Source organism: Filimonas lacunae (assembly GCF_002355595.1).
GTDB classification, from domain to species: Bacteria; Bacteroidota; Bacteroidia; order Chitinophagales; family Chitinophagaceae; genus Filimonas; species Filimonas lacunae.
Window position 1 is genome coordinate 1442115 of the sequence record NZ_AP017422.1, and the last position, 16320, is coordinate 1458434.

The window sequence follows — 16320 nt, forward strand, 5'->3', positions numbered from 1 at the left end:
ATCCTGTGCTTTTTTTATTATTGCATACCCTGTGTTTGCATGCTCTCGCTATTCATGTTCTTGCGTTTGAATAACGAAACGTCCATTTTGCCAAAGCGATATGTAAAGTTCAATCTCACCAGCTGCGGGTTACGCAGGCGGCTATAGTATTGTGTAAAATAATCACTTTCTGAATACTGATCGGTACGACGTGATCTGAAAATATCACTGATGCTTAACGATACAGAAGCGGCGTTGTTTTTCAGGAATGTTTTCTTCACTGCTGCATCTATGCTATAGAATGATTTGATATAACCCTGTGAAGCGGTTTGTGCACCTTGTCCCGGAGGACCTCCCATGTTGTTTTTGTTGTCGTTGGTAGGCAGGTTGGTTTTAGACTGGTACATGCCTGTTAACTGGAAGGTGAAGTTGGCGGGTAGCTTGAAGTTATGGTTCATTTTACCAAACCAGCTCCACAAGGCGTCCTGAGCGGTAACGTTCGCTGCCGGGTTTATTTTAGAATTATAAATATTGATGTTAGTGCTTGCATCCCACCATTTGGTAAAGTTGTTGGTTAAGGTAAGCTCTGCACCAGCGGTATGGCTGGAGGTGGCATTGATGTAGGTATTAATTAAATCCTGGTTACCCGATACCGCGTTGATAGCTGTGTCTATATAACGGGTGATAAGGTTGGTGGTATGCTTGTAATAAGCCGACGCCAGGAAAGTAGTGGTACGGTTAAAGTTTTTGATATACGATAATTCAAAAGAGGTGGTGAACTCAGGCACCAGGTTGGGATTACCTCTTGTAATGTTTAAGCTATCGGAATAATCGGTAAACGGAATCAGCTGGAAGAAGTTAGGCCTGTTGATGCGGCGCGTAACACTTAACTGAATCTGCTGGTCGTTCTTTAACTTCTGGCTTAAGAAGATAGAAGGGAACAGGCTTACCGGGTATTTGTTAGAGAAATGTTCGCCGGTGGTAAGCAGGTCGCCATCGTAGTTAGAACGTTCTGCACGCAGGCCTACCTGGTAACCAAAGTTTTTGATGCTGCTTTTTACAGATACGTAAGCGGCATATACATTCTGGTTGTTTTTGTAGTTGGTGCTGGCATTGCTGATAACATTGTATTTGCCATCTGCATCGCTGTACCTGTAGTTATAGGTGGAGTTTTCGATGTGTTGCAATTGTGCACGTAAACCGGCTTCCAGTTTGGTGTTGCTGCTTAATGGTTTTACGTAATCGGTCTGGAAGGTATAAAACCTGTCTTTACCGGAGCCAATGGTTTGCTGGCGGGCGGTGTTCAGTATATCACTTCCCAGGCCTTTGCTGTAATAGTCTGTTACGTATAACGAGTTGTTGGTGTTTTTACCACCAAACAGGTTGGCATCGGCTGTCCATTCTTCCCCTTCTTTGCTAAACAGGTGCTTCATGCTCAGTTTTAACCCGCCACCATTGAATACACGGTTGGTGTTGGAGTTACGCTGGCTGAATGAGTTGGTGGTACCACCACTGTACAGGCTGTCGGTGCTGATGTCCAGCACGCCCTGTGGTTTAAACTCACCATGCACACGCACGCCTTCAAAAGAGAATGTGGTTTTGTTGTTCATGAAGTAATCCAGCCCTACTTTACCAAACATCATGGTACCGATGTTTTTGTCTACGTTAGACTGGTACACGGAAGTTTGTGGTGTGGTGCTGAGGTTTAAACGGTCGGTGGTACCGGTTGTACGGTCACGCATCCTGTTCATCATACCACTGGCATTGAAGTTAAACTTGCCTTGCCTTACGTTAAAGTCCAGGCCGGTGTTAGTTCCGCCACGGCTGTCCACGCCAGCGCGTACATTGCCATTATAGCCTACTTTACGGTCTTTTTTCAGCACGATGTTTAAAATACCTGCACCGCCGCCGCCTGCGTCATATTTGGCAGAAGGGTTGGTAATGACCTCCACACTTTCGATGGTGGCAGCTGGTATCTGATCCAGGGTAAGTGTGGTTGGTCTACCATCAATATACAATTGGGGGGAGCTATTGCGAAGGCTTACGTTACCATCGATATCCACGTTCACAGAAGGAACGTTTTTCATTACGTCTAAAGCGGTACCGCCGTTGCTGACGATGTTCTTTTCCACGTTGAATACTTTTTTATCGAGGTCTAATTGCATTAGTGGCTTGGCGGAGCTGGTCACTACCACACCTTCCAGCGTGTTGTTGCTGCTGATAAGGCTGATTTTACCCATATCTTTTTCGATAGTGGGCATTGACATGCCGGCCATGCCGCCGGGCATACCACCTGTGGGAGCACCCTGCATGCCAGCAGGAGGCGTGTTACCGCCCTGACCTCCGGGAAGGCCTGCCGGCATTAAGGCTACTCTTTCCTGCCATACTACAAAACCGGTAGCTTCTACTTTGAGGGTAAGTGGTCCTTTTACAGACAGGTCTTCAAAGTTGAATTCGCCGGAAGATTTGGTGATGGCGCCTTTCAGTAAAATATCTTTGTTTTTGCCTGTGGCAGAATCTTTTTGTTGTTGCAACAGCACTACAGAAGCGCCGTTTACCGCTTTGCCTAAGCTATCAGTAATTTTTCCGTAGAGGTGCACGGTCAAAGCAGGCATCTTGGGCATCTGGGCGGAAAGGGCGCCTGCTACTAAAAGAATGTGCAATAAGAGTATAAGTTTTTTCATAACAGCACAAAGCTACCTGTGCTGTTATGTTATGACGAAACACCTGCTGCGAACTGATAAAAGAATGCTGCGAAAGGATGAACGGTAGTATTTTACCTGATTAATACCGTTGTTCCCTTGCGCAGAATGGCTTTTCCGGTGTAATCAATTCCCTCAGTTACAAACACATAGGTGCCGGAAGGCTGCTGGTTGCCCGAAGCAGTGCCATCCCATCCACTGCCAATAGCGCTGGTTTGGTATAACAGCTGGCCCCAACGATTGTATACCCGGAAATAGCTGAAAGTTTTAATGCCCACCAGTATGGGTTTCAGTACATCGTTACGGCCATCCGCGTTAGGGGTAAAGCCGGTAGGTACAAAAATATCGGGCGGGGTGCGATAGATCTTCACTTTTACATAATCATCTGCATAACAGCCTTCTATGCTGGATACGCGAACGGTATAGGTGACCGAATCTTCGCTTCCGCTGAGTATGGCAATGGGGTTGGCGATGCTGGTACTGGATAAGCCGGTAGACGGCGACCATTGGTAGTAAACACCACCGGAAGCCAGTAATTGCAGTGGTTGGCCGGCTACTACACTGGTATCATTGCCTGCGTTAGCTGGTATTTTGGGTATAACGGTTACGATAGCGGTGTCGCGCGATGGTTTAGGGCAACCCAGTGTGTCGTAAGCGGTAAGGATATAGTAGGTAGTGGCGGACGGCCCTACGATAGGGTTTAACGTGGTCGGGTACAGCATGCTGTTGGTGGGCGACCAGCTGAATGAGGAAGCGGTGATGGTGCCGTGCAAAGTGGTGGTTTTGCCAAAACAGATAGTGGTATCGCCGGTAACGCTTACCTGTGGATAGGGTACCAGGTGAATGTTTATAGAGGTGGCATCCTGGCATTTGCCCAGGTTGGCGGTTACATGGTAAGTTATATCGCTGGCGGGGGATGCTACAGGATATTTTACGGTGCTGCTGCTGAGCCCGGTAGACGGCGACCACAGGTATTGCAGGGCATAGCTTACCGGGCTAAGGGTAAAGCTGTCTGTGGCGCAAACGGTGGTGTCGGATGGCAGTTTTACAGTAATAAAATCCAATACGTTCACGGTAATGGAATCGGCATTCACGCAGCCGTTCTGTGACAGGGTTACTACATACACGGCCGTGTCTTTTGGATATACCAGCGGATTGCTGGTGTTAGGATTGATGATGTTGTAATTGGGCGACCATGACCAGGTGCCGGTACCATATGCCAGCAAGGGAAGGGTGTCTATACTGCATATAAGTGTATCGTGGAAAGGAAGGGTTAATGTGGGCTTTTCATCTGCCACCACTGTTTTACTTGCCGTGCCACTACAGCCTTTGCTGGTGCCTACCAGCAGGGTAACGGTGCGTGTAGCTGCTGAGGAATACGTGTGTGATGGGTTTTGTGTGGTAGCTGAGTTGCCATCGCCAAACGACCATGACCAACTGTTTACGCTGCCGTATTTAGCATAGGTGGCGTCGGTAAACTGGAAGGGTAGCAAGTAACATCTGCCGGTATAGGTAAAGTCGGGTGTGAAGCCGGGGTATACTTTAATGGTAGAGGTGGTAGAGTCGGTACAGCCGCTGGAGGTGCTTACCCGCAGTTTGAGCGTATAGGTGCCGGTATCGGGATAAGTATAAGATGGTGTGGGTTGGCTGGATGTATCGGTGGTAATGGTGGTTACGCCAAAGTCCCAGGCATATTGATTGATGTTGGAAGCGGTGGATTGGTTTTGAAAAGTAAAATCAAAATTATCACAATTGATATAGGAAACGTCCAGTGTAGCAGCGGTTAGGCTACAGTTGGCTACGGTTACCAGTACTTCTTTTTTAGTGCTGTTGATGAGCACGCCGCTTCTGTATTCGTAAATACATACGGTTACGGCGTAATCGCCTGTGGTAGCGGGAGCTGTTCCGGAGATGATGCCGGTTTTGCTGTCGATGGTTACATTGCTGCCTAATGGGGCAGCGCCGGAATAGCCGGAGGTGTAAGTAATATCTGTATAGGGCGGATTGGCAGGAGGATTGGGTTGGCGGTCGCTGCCACTGGTGGCTTTGCCTGAGCAGAAGGCATACGACAGGGAATCGCCATCTACATCTGTAGCGCCAAAGTCGATGGTGAAATGAGAACTATAGCAGATAACGGCTGTGTCTTTAAACACCAGTGTGGGGCTGCTGTTCTGGCTATAGGAGATATTGTTGATTTTACCGGGGATAGTATTAAAATTGGTGAACCCTGTATTGGATGGGTTACTGATATTGAGCAAGCTGCTGGCGCGGCAGCATTCCTGCTCTGCCAGGATGTATCCGCCATCATTATCAGTGAGTTCAACGGTGGTTACATAGGTAACCAGGTAAAAACACACGGTAGGAACGGGATTGATGCAGGAGTTAAAGCTGGTTTTGGTAATGTTGGTAGCGCTGGTGCGGCTGATGGTTACTGTTTTTACATAAGCATTGGTGCTTGCTATAAAAAAGCCCAGGTACACACTGCTGGGCTCGTCTGATATGCGATCGCAGTTTACATAGTGTTGTACGGTGATCTTGTATTTGGACGTGCCGGTTGATGAGCCAACACCGAGGTATTCATACAATAAAGCCCCGCCTTTTCCGTGTCGCGCCAGCAGCAGGCCGCCGGGCATACAAAGGAGAAACAATACAAGAATGGTCAATTTGCAGTTGCAGGATTTTCTTACAGTATTCACTATATATAATTATATATGTGTACTAAAAGTAGGGTTACTTTAAGGATTAGAAAGTGAAAGCAATTAACTGTATCTAATATACCGATAAAATAGGGTATTGTAACGATTATCTTGTGCTGCTGTGGGGAAGGGTGTTTACGGAATAGCCCGGAGTGAATACCCCGGGCTGTACCAAAACTAACTGCTTATATGAGAAAACTAACGATGTGTTGCGAGGTAAAGGTGGTTGGTTTCCGACTTTTTACTTTACCAATATTGGAAATGCGTTTACGCAATACGAAAAGTAAAGATTACTGAAAAGTATAACGTATGCCTGCAAATGCTTTCATGCCCTGCATGGGCGCATAGTTATAGCTGGTTTCAAAGGTGTAGCCGTATGGGTTGTTAACGGGGTCGTTTACATATTTATCAAAAGGATCGAACGGGCGCATCAATGCATAAGAGGGAATAAAGTTGAACAGGTTTTTTATCCCTCCGTATACTTCCAATGTATTGCTGAACTTCTTTGTGAGCTGAATATTAGCCAGGCAATACCAGGGTGAGTATTCCGGCCGGTAGTCGTTGGGGAATACCGGTAAACGCATAGGGCCGTTGCATTTGGCTGTGATATCTACAATAAAGGCATGCGGGAAGGTATAAGTGGCTACCAGGTTGCCCGACCATTTGGGGGCGTGCAGTTGTTGTATCTTATCCTGCTTGCCGTTGTTATCCTGTATCTGGTAAACATTCATGAAGGTAACACCTGCTATTATTTTTAACGGAACCGGCAAGGTGATATCTGTATTTAAAGAGATACCGCGTGAAATGGCGTATCCGTGCAGGTTCTGGTAAATAATTTTGGAGGGATCGGTATCGAAGTCGCCTATGATCTTATTGGTGAAATAAGAGTAAAAGCCCGTGATATCGAGGTTAATAGTAGTGCGTTGCAGGCGTATTTTGTGTACGTAGTTAAGATTGCTGTTGTAAGAGCGTTCGGGGCGCAGGGCTTCTGCTATTACTACTTCCCGGGCTCCTGTAAGGGCCGAGTGGTCTTCGGTAAAAAGGTTCACTACGCGAAAGCCTGTGCCAAAGCTGGCGCGTACAGTATGGTTGCTGTTGGGCGACCATTTGTAGGCAACGCGTGGGGAGTGTATATGGCCGTGTACATTGTCGTAATCATAACGGTAGCCAGCCAGCAGGGTGTGGTGCGGGCGAAAGCTCCATTCATCCTGTATAAACACACCCGGTAAAGGTGTTTTCATGGGGTTGTTGCTGCCATTGGCATTGCTGGTGCCGGGTGTGTTATCATCGTAGTAGGTGTAGCGGTAAGTGGCTCCCAAAAGGAAGTTATGAAACAGGCCAAACTGTTTATCCCAATAGGCCTGTGCAAAGGCTACCCTTTGTATGGCATTGTAGGGATGAATACCGTACCAGCTGTTTTGCCTGTGCCAGTTCCAGGATAATTGCAGCATGATCTTTTCTTTTACGGGAAGCTGGTACATGCTGATGAATTCCCAGCGGTTGGTGTTAATGCTTTCACCGTAAACGCTGTCGCTGCCACTCCATTTTTTGCTCCAGTTCATTTGACCACCCCATCTGTCTTCGGTTACGTAGCGTGCTGCTATGCTGGCTTCGCGGTTTTCTTTTCGTTGGAACTTCCATTTATTGAATACTGACAATCGGTTTTGCAGGGTTACATCTGTAAAACCGTCCCCGTTTTTATCCTGCGGGTGCTGGTAGTTGAAGTAGTTAACGCCGGCCAATATGCTGGCTTTAGCAAGCCGGAATTTACTGCCCAGGTCTATATTATGCTCCAGCCAGCTGGTGGTGAAAACATCGGCGCTGATGCGGGGCGCTTTTTCAGGGTTTTTAGTAATGATGTTGATAATGCCGCCCATGGCTTCTGAGCCGTAGAGTGAAGAAGCAGGGCCTTTTACTATCTCTACCCTGTCTACAATACTATTAGGAATGCCACTAAGGCCGTATACGGTAGACAGGCTGCTTACAATGGGCATGCCATCTATCAGTACCATGGTATAGGGGCCTTCCATGCCGTTGATATGTATGTCGCCGGTATTGCACACGTTGCAGTTAAGTTGTGGCTGTACACCATTGATCATGCCTACCGATTCAAACAGGCAGGGAGCTGGGTTTTTGCGAAAGAACTGGTGTGTTACTACTTCTACCGGAATAGGGCTATCGGTGCGGCGGGTAAGCTTCATCGTGCCGGTTACCACCATTTCGTCCAGGTCGGTTTTAGCGGCCAGTGTGTCTGCCTGAGATGGGGCCTGCGATCGGACAAAAGAGGTGATGCACAGCAGTGTAAGGGTGATATATGTATGTTTTGTCATTTTATCTATGTAGTTTATATGGTGAAAATATAAAGTTAGTTGTGTCTAACAAAATTAATTTGTTGATTCTATCTTTTGCGCTGCGTCCTGTTGCCGGGAAGTCGCATTTCGGAAGTAGCAATTGTTTACCTTATTTTTGTGTAATGAACTCACTAACAGAAGAAAATTACCTGAAAGCCTTGTTTTCACTAGCCGATGACAAGGGGGAAGTTGGTGTAAATGAATTATCTAAACGGTTGGAAATTAAGATGCCTACCGTTAACAGCATGATGAAGAAGCTGGCTGAGAAAAAGCTGGTGCATTATGAAAGTTATAAGCCGTTACGGCTAACGGAGAAGGGGCGGAAAGAAGCAGGACTGATCATTCGCAAACACCGCCTTACCGAAATGTTCCTGGTAGAGAAAATGGGTTTTGGCTGGGAAGAGGTGCATGAGATCGCTGAACAGATTGAGCATATCCAAAGCGCCGCTTTCTTTGATAAAATGGATGTGTTGCTGGGTTATCCTAAGGTAGACCCGCATGGTTCGCCTATACCGGATAAAAGTGGCAAGTTAGTGTGGCGTAACTATCAGAAGCTAAGCAACTGTAAGGTGGGAGATACTATAACGCTGGCAGCAGTGATTGAATCTTCTACCGAATTCCTTACTTACCTGAATGGCAGGGAATTACGTTTGGGAATCAAGATTAAGATAAAGGCCATTGAGCCTTTTGACGGCAGCATGACGGTGAGTTATGGTAAAAATACGTCTGTGGTGCTGAGTAGTACCGTTACGGAACGCTTGCTGGGTGAGATGCTATAGCTGATTAAGGGCTTTACAGGGGTAGTTTCCTGCAAATTGCCTGTTTTCATATATCTGCCATGTATTATCCATACATCATCCATACGGCAGGCATGCTTAAAGCATATAGCTGGCAGGGAGTAAATAAGCACAATTTGCTACCTATTGCTACAAAACGAACAAATTGCTACCTGTAATAAAAAAGGGGAATCGCGATAAAAAGCGATTCCCCTTTTGGGTATCTGTAACCGTAGCCTGTGTTATTTCACCACCGGCAAAACGATTTTGCTGGGGTGGGCGGCGTCGTGATAAATTTTAATAGCAGACTTTTTAAAGTCTTCGTCTTTACAATGGTAGATATCTATAAACTGCTGTGGGTTTCTATCCATAATAGGGAACCAGGAGCTTTGCACCTGTACCATAATGCGGTGGCCTTTTTTAAAGGTATGGGCTACATCGGGTAAGGTATATTTCACCGAGGTGATTTTGCCGGGTACAAATGGCTCTGGTTTAGACAGGCTGTTGCGGAAGCGGCCGCGCATTATTTCGCCACGTACCAGCATCTGGTAACCATTCATGATATAGTTTTCTGGTAAGTATCCTTCTGTGTCTTTATAAGTGAATTTATCGGGGAATACATCTATCAGTTTTACCACAAAATCGGCATCGGTAGTGCTGATGCTTACCTGTAAATCGGCGGTAAGCGGGCCGGCCAGCGTTACATCTTCGGTAAGGGCTTCGGTGGTAAATACTAATACGTCGGGCCTGCGGGAAGCAAAGCGCTGATCGTCAGTCATATATTCGCGGGTTCTTCTGAAAAGAACATCTTCTGTATAGGGAACCGGTTTAGACGGGTCGCTTACATAATCGGTAAAGGAGCTGGCAGCTGTAGGTTTGGTCCATTGTAAACCACCTTTAGGCTGCAGGTACAAGCTTGCTTCCTGTACGCCGGCTGGTGGCCACTGGGGCAGTTGCTTCCAGGTATTTTCGCCGGTGAAAAAGATATTGGCTTCTTTAATACCGTCTATACGGCCCTGGCCTTTCAGGTAATAGTTGAAAAAAGGATGCTCCAGGTTGGCGGCGTACCATTCGCTGGTTTTGCTGCCAAACTGCACATTACCCAGATTGGCTCCATCGCCGCGTGCCCATTGGCCGTGAAACCAGGGGCCCATTACCAGTTTATTGTTGTTTTTGGCTTTGTTTTCTATGGCTTTGTAGGTGCTCCATGCGCCAAAGCAATCTTCTGCGTCAAATAAGCCACCTACTAACAGGGTAGCGGTGCTGTCGTTGATTACGCCTGTATGGGTGCGTGGGTTGCGTGCCTGCCACCAGCTGTCGTAGGTGGGATGGCTGTATAAATCTTTCCAGAACGCGATGCTATCACCCATTAAGCCGGCAAAATGCGATAACGCACCGGTGCGCAGGTAAAAGTCGTAACTGTCTTCTGTTGGGAAGGGGAAACCTTCTGGTCCTTTAGTGGTAGGCACGGGACGTGGTTTGCCAAAAGAGGAATAGAAGTTAAAAGCATCCATGAGACAAAATGCACCGTTGTGGTGGAAGTCGTCCCCCACAAACCAGTCGGTTACCGGTGCCTGCGGGCTTACTGCTTTTAATGCCGGGTGCTTGCTTAAAGCGCCCATGGTAGAGTAGAAGCCGGGATAAGAAATGCCGAATATGCCTACTTTACCATTGTTGCCGCTGATGTTTTTTACCAGCCAGTCGATAGTGTCGTAGGTATCGGAGGCCTCGTCTATGTCAGTGGGGGCTTTTTTATCGGGATTGAAAGGACGAACGTCTACAAAGGTGCCCTGGCTCATCCATCTGCCGCGGACGTCCTGTGTAACAAGGATATAGCCTTCTTTCAAATAATCTTTGTAATGGTTAGACCAGTAGTTTTTGTATTGTTTTGAGCCGTAGGGGGCGCAGGAATACGGTGTACGGGTCATTAATATGGGATGCTGTTCTGCATTGTCTTTGGGAATGTAGATGGAGGTGAACAGTTGTATGCCATCCCGCATGGGAATGTATTGCTCCAGTTTAATGTAGTTGTTTCTGAACCATGCAGAGTCTTCATTCTGGGCAAATGTTTTTAGCTGTGTGAATAACAGCAATAGCAGTAATAGTTTCCGGTTGTTCATGAATATATCTGGTTTATTACGGTAAGATAATAAAGATCATAAAAGGGATAAAGTATTAATGGCGGGAATAGGGGAGGTAAAGCAAAAAATCCGGCAGGAGGCCGGATTTTTTGTATATCGGTAAAGTATTGACTACTCAGGTACCTTAGTGATCTTTAATACGTTGGTAGGCAGGTGTAAATGAACTGGTGTAGAACCAGTGTTGATTACAGTGTCTCCAGCTTTAATAAAGCCGCCTTCGCGTAAAATTTTGATCTGATCGTCTACAATAGTATCCAGATCCTGCTCTCTATCATAATAGAAAGCGCGAACACCCCAGCTTAAGCTTAACTGGTTTACCAGGCTTTTTGATTTGGTAAAGATGAATAAAGGAGAACGTGGACGGTAGCTACTTAATACGAAGCCTGTGTAACCGCTTTGTGTCATACCTACTAACGCGTCTGCTTTTACGTCTTTAGACATGTTACATGCGTTGTAGCAAATAGCATCACTTAAGAAGTTAGGGGAGTGTGGTTGTGGTTTCAGATCTTCTTCCCTGTCGTAACGGTACTCGGTTCTTTCCACTTCCATAATGATCTTGCGCATGGTTTCTACTACCAGTGCAGGGTGTTTGCCCGCAGCGGTTTCAGCGCTTAACATTACCGCATCGGCACCTTCCAGTACAGCGTTAGCCACGTCGGTGATTTCGCTACGGTTTGGTTTGATACCGGTGATCATGCTTTCCATCATTTGGGTAGCTACGATTACAGGCTTCGCTCTGTGGATAGATTTGCGGATGATATCACGCTGCGCCATAGGTACTTTTTCTACAGGCAGTTCCACACCCAAATCGCCACGGGCAACCATCACGGCGTCTGATTCGCGGATGATAGCGCGGATATCAGCCATTGCGGATGGCATTTCTATTTTAGCGATTACTTTTAAAGTACTGTTTCTGTCAGCCAGTCTTTTTTTCAGGTCAATGATGTCCTGTGATTTTCTTACGAAAGACAGTGCCAGCCAATCTACCTGCTGACCCAGGATAAATTCCAGATCAACGATATCTTTTTCGGTCAATGCCGGTAAAGAGATAGCGGTATCAGGCAGGTTAACGCCTTTTTTAGGTAACAGGTTACCACCATAGGTAACTGCTACTTTTACGTCACCTTCTTTAGTGATTTCAATTACCACTACTTCCAGCTTACCGTCGTCGATTAATATTTTGTCGCCCACCTTCACATCTTCGTGCAGGTTAGGGTAAGAAACGTAAATCTTTTCTTTGGTGCCTACTACTTTTTCTTTAGAAGTAAAAGTGAGGATGTCACCGGTTTTAATTTCCAGCGAGCCGTTCTGGATTTCACCTACGCGAAGCTTGGGGCCTTGTAAGTCGGCCAGGATGGAGATGTTCTGCTTTTCTGTTTCATTGATTTTGAGGATGTGCTGAATAATACTGGCTTTATCCTCGTGGGTTCCATGCGAAAAGTTCAGGCGAAAAACGTTTACACCGGCCTTTACCAGTTCCAGTAGTTTATCATAAGTATCACAGGCGGGGCCTACGGTAGCAACTATCTTGGTGCGATGAAATGCCGATTCTGTTACGGCCTGCTTCTCTAATTGCTTCTGCAGGTAACTGTCTACGTTGTTTGACATTGTTCTACTATTTAACTTGCTAATATTTTAATGATTTTCAGCCAATCCGATGTAAAGCTCTGTTTTTCCTTAACAGCAGTATCCAAAGGCACATAATGCATTTTATCATCGATGATGCCCACCATTACGTTATGGCGGCCCGTCATCAGGCTTTCAACGGCATGGTAACCCATACGGCTTGACAGGATTCTGTCTAAGCAGGTAGGAGAACCACCACGTTGTATGTGACCTAATATAGATACACGTATATCCATGTTAGGCAGTCTTTCTTTTAATATTCTACCTACTTCGTTACCACCACCTAATTCATCGCCTTCGGCCACAACAACCAGGTTTACCAGCTTTTTACGCTTTTCCTTTTCTGTTAATTGCTGAATGAGGTCTTCGATATTGGTACGTGTTTCTGGTATTAACACACATTCTGCACCTGTAGCCAAACCGCTGTGCAGGGCAATGTAACCGGCATCGCGACCCATTACTTCCACAACAAACAAACGGTCGTGTGCATCGGCGGTATCACGTATTTTGTCAATGGCTTCTACGGCAGTATTCACTGCGGTATCGAAACCGATGGTGAAATCGGTGCCGGCAATGTCTTTGTCAATAGTACCGGGTAATCCAATACAAGGGATGTCGAACTCGGTGCTGAACTTCTGAGCGCCACGGAAGCTACCGTCACCGCCAATTACCACCAGACCATCAATACCTCTTTTTTTCAGATTCTCGTAGGCTTTCTGACGGCCTTCGTACTCGCGGAATTCTTTACTTCGTGCGGTTTTTAAGATGGTGCCACCTCTTTGTATAATGTTGGCAACCGATCGGGTGCTCATGTGAAAGATGTCGTCATCGATCATCCCACTATACCCTCTCATAATTCCATACACTTCCAGACCGTAGTAAATTCCTGTTCTGGCTACCGCTCTGATAGCAGCGTTCATTCCGGGGGCGTCACCACCTGATGTTAACACCCCAATTTTTGTAACTTTATTCGACATTGTGCAACAATCAATTGTCTCTTTAAATAATTTTTCAATAAAGCAGGCAAAATTTTGGTAAAATTTCTACGGTAACGTTTCCGAAGTCTCAAAAGTAACGATTTGCTAAATGCGACCCAAAGTGCAAAGATAAGAATCTTTGCAGGTGGCATAGTTTCCGTAAACTTGTGGCTGCAAAAACAACTTAAATGCAAAAAAAGTATTGGTTCATTGCTACTCTTTTTTCATGTATGATTCAACAAACTAACGCTCAGTTACAATACCCCGCCACCAAAAAATCAGAACAATCAGATGACTATTTTGGTACAAAGGTAAACGACCCGTATCGCTGGCTGGAAGACGATAACAGCGATTTAACGAAGCAGTGGGTAAAGGAGCAAAACACAGTAACAAACGATTATTTATCGAAGATCCCGTTTCGCAACCAGGTAAAACAACGTTTGGAAGCACTATGGAATTACCCTAAATATTCTTCTCCCTTCAAAAAGGGGAAATATTATTATTTCTATAAGAATAACGGATTACAGAATCAGAGTGTTTTATACAGGCAGGAAGGGCTGAATGGCGTGCAGGAACTATTTCTGGATCCTAATAGCTTATCGGCTGATGGTACAGCTGCTTTAGGGGCGCTTTCTTTTTCAAAGAATGGTAAGTATATGGCTTATACGGTGGCTCAGTCGGGTAGCGACTGGCAAACGGGCTATATCATGAATACAGAAACGCGCCAGCTGCTTACAGAAAAGATTGAATATATCAAGTTCAGCAGTTTTGCGTGGAAAGGAGATGGTGGCTTTTTCTATAGCCGTTATCCGAAGCCGGATGAAAAAAGTATGTTAAGCAAACAGAACCAGTTTCAGAAGGTATATTATCATAAGATAGGTACGCCGCAAAGCAAGGATATACTGGTATTTGAAGATAATGAGCATCCACTACGCTATTTTGGTGCGGGTGTTACAGAAGATGACCGTTACCTGTTTATACAAGTGAGTGAAGGTACCAGTGGGGGAGAAGTATTGTTTACCGATCTGTGGCAGGCCAAGGCATTAGAAGCTTCGCGTGATAATGCTCCGGCAGCGGATGCTACTTCCAGCTATGGTGGTGCTAAAAAGGCGCCTGCTTCAAAAGGTGCTTTGAAATTTACCGTATTAATTGAGGGTTTTGATACCGAACCGGATGTAATTGATAATTCGGTGAATAAGATATTGGTGAAAACAAATGATGGTGCGCCTAACTTTAAGGTGGTGCTGATTGATCCGGCAGATAACCGTAAGGAAAACTGGAAAACCGTTATACCAGAAAAGCCGGAAGCTTTACAAAGTGTAAGCACCGGTGGTGGTTACCTGTTTGCGAGCTACTTAAAAGATGCTGCTACCAAAGTGTATCAATATAGCTATGGCGGCAAGCTGGTGCGTGAAATTACATTGCCTGGTATTGGTACTGCTTCTGGCTTTGGTGGTGAATTAAGTGATAAGGATTTCTTTTATACGTTTACTTCTTTTAACTATCCGCCTACTATTTTCCGTTATGAAATTTCTACCGGTACTTCTGAGGTATTCCGTAAAACGGAAGCGAAGTTTGTGCCTGAGAATTTTGAAACAAAGCAGGTGTTTGTAACTTCTAAGGATGGTGCTAAAGTGCCTGTGTTTTTAACCTATAAGAAAGGCTTGCAGCTGGATGGTAATAACCCGGTGCTGCTATATGGCTATGGCGGTTTTAATATAGCTATGACACCTGCGTTCAGTATTTCCAATGTGTTCTTTATGGAACAAGGTGGTGTGTATGCACAAGTGTGTTTACGTGGTGGCAGTGAGTATGGTGAAAGCTGGCATAAAGCGGGTATGTTGCAAAACAAGCAGAATGTATTTAACGACCTGATTGCTTCTGCTGAATGGTTAATTGAGAACAAGTATACCAATAAAGAGAAGATTGCGGTGCGTGGTGGTAGTAACGGTGGCTTACTGGTAGGCGCGGTGATGACGCAACGGCCCGACCTGTTTAAGGTAGCTATTCCGCAGGTGGGAGTAATGGATATGCTGCGTTTTCATAAGTTCACTGTAGGCTGGGGCTGGGCAGTAGAATATGGCAATGCAGAAAAGAACGCAGATGATTTTAAGAACCTGTACGGTTATTCGCCTTTACATAACCTGAAAAAGGGAATCTGTTATCCTGCTACGCTGGTAACTACCGCAGATCATGACGACAGGGTAGTGCCTGCACACTCTTTTAAGTTTGCGGCTACTTTACAGGAAAGTCAGGGTTGTGCTAATCCTACGCTGATACGTATTGACAGCAAAGCGGGGCATGGCGCGGGTAAGCCTACCAGCAAACAGATTGATGAGGCTACAGATATCTGGAGCTTTGTGATGTATAATCTGGGAATGACGTTTAAACAGCAGTAAATTATTGCTATTCATCGATAAAAAGGTTGTCCTGTTTTATAAAACAGGACAACCTTCTTTTTTTTGTGAATAACCCGAATATTTACTTTGTGCGCTATAAAATAATCCTTTATGAACATCCTTAAACCCATGGCGGCAATGGCATTTGCTGCCCTTTCTTTTGTTGCGTGTAAAAAAAGCGATGACGCTCCTGCGGCAGCTACCCAGAGCGGAAGCTTTACTATGAATGGCATTACTTATGCTACTGATACGGCTGTATTTACGGTTAGTGGTAAAAAGGTAATGCTGACAATTGGTAATCATGACTATGTCAGACTTGTAAATCAAAAGGATTCTGCTGCTATTAACATGCTTGTCGTAAACTTTGAAGACACAACGCTTACTGCAGGTACTTTCACTTATGACAATAGTGAGGATGGGGCAAATTATGACCCTAAGAAAAATTATTTCACTGCCGGAGTACAAACCAATTTTTCTATAGATCGTCATACCAAGACTAATTGGTATCCTAGCGCAGATGGTAGTTCTATAGTTGTTGCTGTTAATAACGGCATCTATACTATCACGTACAACTTTGTTACTGCAGATAAAATTGCTATAAAAGGAACTTATACAGGTCCTGTTGCCTTTTCGGTTATTAAAAAGAATACGGACTAATTCACTGTATTTCCTG

At 45.4% G+C, this 16320-nt stretch carries 9 protein-coding genes; 3 read left to right on the forward strand and 6 right to left on the reverse strand.

Going from position 1 to position 16320, the window contains the following annotated elements; genetic code table 11:
* Positions 1–17 precede the first annotated feature (17 nt).
* From FLA_RS05890 to FLA_RS05900, 3 genes are all read right to left on the reverse strand, one after another.
* Complete coding sequence (locus FLA_RS05890; protein WP_076380171.1) at positions 18–2663, reverse strand: TonB-dependent receptor; 2646 nt, start codon at positions 2661–2663, stop codon at positions 18–20.
* Between the two features lie 92 nt (positions 2664–2755).
* On the reverse strand, positions 2756–5344 hold the full coding sequence (locus tag FLA_RS05895; protein WP_144264068.1) for a PKD domain-containing protein: 2589 nt from the start codon (positions 5342–5344) through the stop codon (positions 2756–2758).
* 323 nt (positions 5345–5667) lie between these two features.
* A complete protein-coding gene (locus FLA_RS05900; protein WP_076380169.1) occupies positions 5668–7707 on the reverse strand; it encodes a TonB-dependent receptor plug domain-containing protein in 2040 nt (679 codons plus the stop codon).
* Positions 7708–7850: 143 nt separating this feature from the next.
* On the opposite strand from FLA_RS05900, the gene FLA_RS05905 reads away from it, so the two are divergent.
* Positions 7851–8507, forward strand: coding sequence for a metal-dependent transcriptional regulator (locus tag FLA_RS05905; RefSeq protein ID WP_076380168.1), 657 nt, complete (start codon positions 7851–7853; stop codon positions 8505–8507).
* Between the two features lie 239 nt (positions 8508–8746).
* On the opposite strand, the gene FLA_RS05910 is transcribed toward FLA_RS05905, so the two are convergent.
* The 3 genes from FLA_RS05910 to pfkA form a co-directional block, all read right to left on the reverse strand.
* Positions 8747–10624: a CocE/NonD family hydrolase gene (locus FLA_RS05910; RefSeq protein WP_076380167.1), complete on the reverse strand. Its 1878-nt coding sequence runs from the start codon at positions 10622–10624 to the stop codon at positions 8747–8749.
* Between the two features lie 132 nt (positions 10625–10756).
* A complete protein-coding gene (gene pyk, locus FLA_RS05915) occupies positions 10757–12253 on the reverse strand; it encodes a pyruvate kinase (RefSeq protein WP_076380166.1) in 1497 nt (498 codons plus the stop codon).
* A gap of 11 nt (positions 12254–12264) precedes the next feature.
* Positions 12265–13248 (reverse strand): 6-phosphofructokinase, encoded by a 984-nt coding sequence (gene pfkA / locus FLA_RS05920; RefSeq protein ID WP_076380165.1) that lies wholly within the window; start codon positions 13246–13248, stop codon positions 12265–12267.
* A 230-nt stretch (positions 13249–13478) separates the two neighbouring features.
* Between pfkA and FLA_RS05925 the strand changes: the two genes are divergently transcribed.
* Both FLA_RS05925 and FLA_RS05930 read left to right on the forward strand, forming a co-directional pair.
* Positions 13479–15647, forward strand: a complete 2169-nt coding sequence (locus FLA_RS05925) for a prolyl oligopeptidase family serine peptidase (protein ID WP_197705862.1) — start codon at positions 13479–13481, stop codon at positions 15645–15647.
* Between the two features lie 111 nt (positions 15648–15758).
* On the forward strand, positions 15759–16304 hold the full coding sequence (locus FLA_RS05930) for a hypothetical protein (RefSeq protein ID WP_096510786.1): 546 nt from the start codon (positions 15759–15761) through the stop codon (positions 16302–16304).
* Positions 16305–16320 lie beyond the last annotated feature (16 nt).